This window comes from Cardiobacterium sp. (assembly GCF_057314735.1).
On record NZ_DBHKZK010000045.1, the window covers coordinates 1 to 5,111 of the forward strand.

4 protein-coding genes are annotated in these 5,111 nt (G+C 57.6%); 2 read left to right on the top strand and 2 right to left on the bottom strand.

Features of this window, described 5'->3' with window-relative positions; genetic code table 11:
- Nucleotides 1–309 precede the first annotated feature (309 nt).
- Nucleotides 310–546, top strand: coding sequence for a hypothetical protein (locus ACO54Z_RS05275; RefSeq protein WP_298078798.1), 237 nt, complete (start codon nucleotides 310–312; stop codon nucleotides 544–546).
- Between the two features lie 51 nt (nucleotides 547–597).
- Entirely contained in the window at nucleotides 598–1,779 is a 1,182-nt protein-coding gene (locus tag ACO54Z_RS05280; protein WP_485996076.1) for a sugar transporter, read from the top strand.
- Nucleotides 1,780–1,798: 19 nt separating this feature from the next.
- Here the strand turns inward: ACO54Z_RS05280 and ACO54Z_RS05285 are convergent, their stop codons facing one another.
- Together ACO54Z_RS05285 and ACO54Z_RS05290 are read right to left on the bottom strand one after the other, a co-directional pair.
- Nucleotides 1,799–3,880, bottom strand: coding sequence for a leucine-rich repeat domain-containing protein (locus tag ACO54Z_RS05285; protein ID WP_485996077.1), 2,082 nt, complete (start codon nucleotides 3,878–3,880; stop codon nucleotides 1,799–1,801).
- Nucleotides 3,881–4,114: 234 nt separating this feature from the next.
- Nucleotides 4,115–4,696 carry an NAD(P)H-dependent oxidoreductase gene (locus tag ACO54Z_RS05290; protein WP_485996078.1) on the bottom strand — a complete coding sequence of 194 codons (582 nt, stop codon included), beginning with the start codon at nucleotides 4,694–4,696 and terminating at the stop codon, nucleotides 4,115–4,117.
- Between the last annotated feature and the right edge of the window lie 415 nt (nucleotides 4,697–5,111).

The window sequence follows — 5,111 nt, forward strand, 5'->3', positions numbered from 1 at the left end:
TGCTTCTCATGGGACAATGTTATCAGGAAATTATGTGTGTCAACAGGCCCTAGGGAAACCCGCGCCGTACAAAAGCGTACTGTCTTCGGCGACGCGCCTTGTCTGAAATTTTCGGTGGATGGCTATAATTGAATCCGGGGCGTATAGGACAAAGTTCCAAAAAACGCATACCTTTGTCCGGTTTGGAAAGAGGCTTGTTGCCAAAGTGCGGTGGGGTCTGGCGCCAACCAGCCGCGCCAGCGACCGCCCCGCTGGCGCAAAACCCTGACAAGCGCTATCCTTGCGCCGTTTTTACAACCGGAGTCCCCCATGTACGCCATCCTCATCATCGCCTTCCTCGCGGTTTGCATCATCATCCCGCGTTACTACGCCAACTATCCCTGGGCGTGGGCAATCAGCCTCACCGTCTGGCTTACCGTCGCCCGTGCGCATTTCATCTTCTTCATCGCCCTCTGGCTCATCTGCTGGGCGGCGCGCGAAAAAATCTGGCGCGACACCTACCTCGTCGCGCCGATAGAAAACCTGGTCAAGCGCATCCTGCACTGACACAATCCACCCACCCCACATACAGGCCGGACACCCCGGCCTTTTCCATTGATGAAAACCCTGCACACCACCGCCCACCGCCTCGCCTGGCTGCGCGTGCTGACCCTTGCCGTCGCCGCCTTCGTCTTCAACACCACCGAATTTATCCCCATCGCGCTGCTCACCGACATCGGCGCCGGATTTTCCATGAGCGCCGCCGCGACCGGGGTAATGATGACCGTGTACGCCTGGATCGTCTCGCTCGCCTCGCTGCCCTGTATGCTGCTCGTCGCGCGGCGCGAACGGCGCGGTCTGCTGCTTGCCCTCTTTGCCCTCTTTATCGTAAGCCACATCGCCACCGCGCTTGCCTGGAACTTCGCCCTGCTGCTCGCCGCCCGCGCGGGAGTGGCGCTGGCACACGCCGTCTTCTGGGCAATCACCTCGGCGCTGGCGATGCGCCTCGCCCCGCCCGGCAAGGCACAACAGGCCATCGGCTGGGTGGCGATGGGCAGCGCGATGGCAACCATCCTCGGCCTGCCGTTGGGACGCCTCGTCGGCCAGGCCTTCGGCTGGCGCGCGACCTTCGCCCTGATTGCCCTCGTCGCGGCGGCGGTGATGGTCGCCGTTTACGCGCTCTTGCCGCGCCTGCCCAGCCGCAACGCCGGCTCCCTGCGCAGTCTGCCGCAACTGGCACGCCGCCCGCGCCTGCTCGGCCTCTACGCCTTCACCGCGCTCATCGTCGCCGCGCATTTCACCGCCTACAGCTACATCGAACCCTTCGCCCGCCACTTCAGCCACCTCAGCGAAGGGGCAACCACCGCGCTGCTGCTGGTGTTCGGCCTCTCCGGCATGACTGCCAGCGTCCTCTTTGCCCGCTACCACGCCCGCCTGCCAACCGCCTTCCTCGCCTGCGCCATCGCGCTGCTGCTCGCCGCGCTGCTGCTGTTGCGCCCGCTCGGCGGAACTCCTGCGACGCTGTACGCGCTCGTTTTCTGCTGGGGCATCGGCATCTCCGGCATCAGTCTCTGCCTGATGGTGCGGGTGCTGCACCTCGCGCCGGACGCGACCGACGTCGCCACCGCCATCTTCTCCGGCATCTACAACATCGGCATCGGCGGCGGCGCGCTCATCGGGCAACAGGTGATGCAACACGGCGGCCTGGCGCTGATTGGCATCAGCGGCGCGCTGCTCGGCGCGGCCGGCACGGCGCTGTTCGCCTGGACACAATGGCGCTGGCAAGAAAAAACCGCCTGACGGCGGTTTTTTCAAGACTTCAGCGAAAATCCCACCATATCGGACGCGGGTGCGGATCAAAGCGGAAATTGCCCGTGAAATGTTTGCGGGTAGCATCATTACCATAGATTTTCAGTTTGCCCGACCGCTCGCGGTGTGCAGCTTGCAGTGCATCCGGCAAATAACGCAAGGGATTGTCTTCCAGATCCAGCGACTCCAGCATGGGCGCTTGCGCCAATGTTGCGGGAACGGTCTCCAGCAGATTCTGGTTCAATTGCAAGTATTTCAGCCGGGGCATGGCACCTGTTTGTGGCGGGAGACTGTTCAGCCGGTTGTTTTCCAGATACAGCGTATCCAGCATGGATAATCCTGCAATACTGGCAGGCAGGGTTTGCAGCAGATTGTTTTTGAGCTCCAGCGTGTTCAGGCGTTGCAAGTCGCCGACGGATTCCGGCAATGCCGTAATTTTGTTGTCTTCCAGATATAAATAGCGCAGATTTTTCAGCTTGCCGATAGTGGCAGGCAAGGTGGCAAGCGCGCCATGCCGCAATTCCAGTTCCTCCAGTTGCGTCAATTCACCAATGGCGGACGGCAGGCAGGCAATCGGGTTATTACTGGCATCTAGTGTTCTCAATTTTTGCAAACCGCCGATGCTTTCAGGTAAAGCGGCAAGCTCGTTGTAATGCAGATCAAGGATTTGCAACTCGTGCAGATTGCCAAAGCACGCTGGCAGTGCCGTCAGATGACAACTTCCCATAAAAAGTTTGCGCAAACGGGCAAGGCGGTCAAAATCATCCGGTAGCGCGGTAAGGCGGTTTCTGCCCAGGGATAATTCCTCCAGCGATTCAAGGTGCAATATTTCGGCAGGGAATGACTCGAATCTGTTGTCAGACAGGGTGAGTTGTTGCAAATGCTTGAGCGCTGCCATTTCTGGTGGCAGCCGGGTGAGAAAATTACGTTGCAAAGACAAGACTTTCAGCTTGTGGAGTTTGCCGATTTCGGCGGGCAGGCGGGATAATTTGCTTTTGTTCAATTCCAGCAGGGTCAATTCCTGCAAACCGCCGATTTCAGCGGGCAGGGTATCGAAGCGGTTATCGTCCAGGAACAATTCTTGCAGATTGCGCAATTGCCAGAGTACAGGCGGCACTTCTGCCAGTTGGTTGCCGGAAAGATTGAGTGATGTCAGCTTTTGCAATGCGCCGGTTTCTGCGGGCAGCGACGTCAGCCCGTTGCCTTCCACATCCAGTATTTGCAGATTTTTCAGGCACCCGATTTCTGGCGGTAATGCGGTAATGGCGGCATTGTTGCCGAGGTGCAGCGCCCGCAGTTGCGTCAGATTGCCGATTTCCGGCGGCAGGGAAGACAGCCTGCTGCCTTTAATCGTCAGCGTTTGCAAATCTGCCAGGTTGCCGATTGCCGCAGGCAATGATTTGAGTTTGAGGCGGTCGGATTCATAATACTCCGGGGTGATTGCCAGATGCTGCAAGCGGGTTAATTGCCCGATGATGGCAGGCAGTGTTTCCATTTCCCTGCAGCGCAGTTCAAGTTTTTGCAGATTGGAGAGTCGTCCGATGGCAGCGGGCAGGTGGGTGATTTCATCAGACGAGAGATACAGCTCTTGCAGGCTGGAGAGTTCACCAATACTTTCCGGCAACGCAGCAAGATGGCGCATTCCCAGCCTGAGTGTTTGCAGCTTTTCAAATCTGCCCATCTTTTCAGGTAGCGTGTGTATGCACTGATTGCCGACAAGCTCGAGATATTGCAGATTTTTGAGTTGGAACACGCCTGCGGGTATTTCGCTCAGACCGTTGTTTCCCCCCAAAGCGAGCTGTTGCAGTTTATTCAATGCTCCAATTTCGGGTGGGAGGGAAGTCAGCCGGTTATCATCCAGCCCAAGCGTTTTCAATTGTGCCAGTTTGCCGATTTCTGCAGGCAGGGTATTGAGATGGTTTGCGTGCAGCGTCAGTATTTCCAGATGTTTGAGCTGTCCGATTTCTGCCGGAATACTTTCCAGTTGGTCAAATACCAGGGTTAATTCCCGCAGGGCGACAAGCTGGAAAATGGCTGCCGGAATAGTGGGCAATTTGCAACGGTTGATGGTGAGCGTGCGCAGGTTTTGCAATTTTGCCAATGCTGCAGGAATGGCGATGACGCGGTCATCCTGATATTCGAGAAAGCGTTTGCAAATATACAGTTCATTCAGGGCGAGCAGGGTCGCTTCATCTTGTGGCAGATAGTCGTATGCGGCGTCATTCGTTACCGCCCTGATTTCCAGTTCAGGGCGGTTGAGTGCTGCACAAAGGGTTGCCGCCCAGTTGCGGTTTGTCTGCATAAAGAAATCCTTTATTTTGCAATTTCAGGCAGGGAAGACGCGCTGCAAATGGGCGCGGTAATCGGCGAGGAAGCGCGCCACCTGCGGGTTTTTCACGACATCGTTACAGATGAAAGTCGGCAGCGGCTGGATGCCGAGAAATTCGTTCGCCTTGTGGAAATGCAGGTAAACCGCGTCCACCCCCGCACCGTCGAAAAAATCGCCGGGGCGGGTAAAGGCCTCAACCGGCGCGTTCCAGGTGAGCGAAAGCATATGGCGCTTGCCGTGCAGCAGGCCGCCGGTGCCGTAGCCTTCGGTCGGGGTGGCGCTATGGCGGCCATCACTGGCAAACAGTTTGCCGAATCCGGCGGAAAAGACGTGGTCAATGTACTCTTTGACAATCCACGGCTCTCCCATCCACCAGCCGGGCATTTGCCAGATGACGGCGTCCATCCACAGGAATTTTTCCACTTCGGCGGCGGCATCGTAGCCGTCGTCAATGACGGTTTCCTGGATGGAGTGGCCGAGGGCAGTGAGGACGTCGCGCGCGTGGGCGTGCAGGGTGTGGTTGAGGCGGCCTGCAGATGCGCCAAAGGCTTTGCCGCCGTTGATGAGGAGGATGTTCATGTTTTGCTCCGGTTGGGGTGAGGCCGGAATTATAACGGCGGTGCAAACAATGGTGGGTTGGTTGTGTCAATGGTGGGGTTCGCCTGCATACCTCGATGTCCATGCAACACTTCAATGCCGAACCTTTCATGATGGTGGGGCAAGCCCCACCCTACGATCGGTCAGCAAATCGCACAACGGTTGAGTCAACTGTGTTCCCCAACCCGTCGGTTGGGGAAACCAAACTCGGTAATTATGCGGTTTGCGGCGTGAATTCCTCCGTTTGTTCAAGACTTGCAAGATAGTCCCGCATCCGCGCGTTCAAAATCCGCAGGGTGGGTACTGAGGCGGGTGGCCTGTTTGGTTGACATCATATATAGCCGTCCACCGAAAGTTTCAGACAAGGCGCGTCGCCGAAGACAGTACGCGGTTGTAC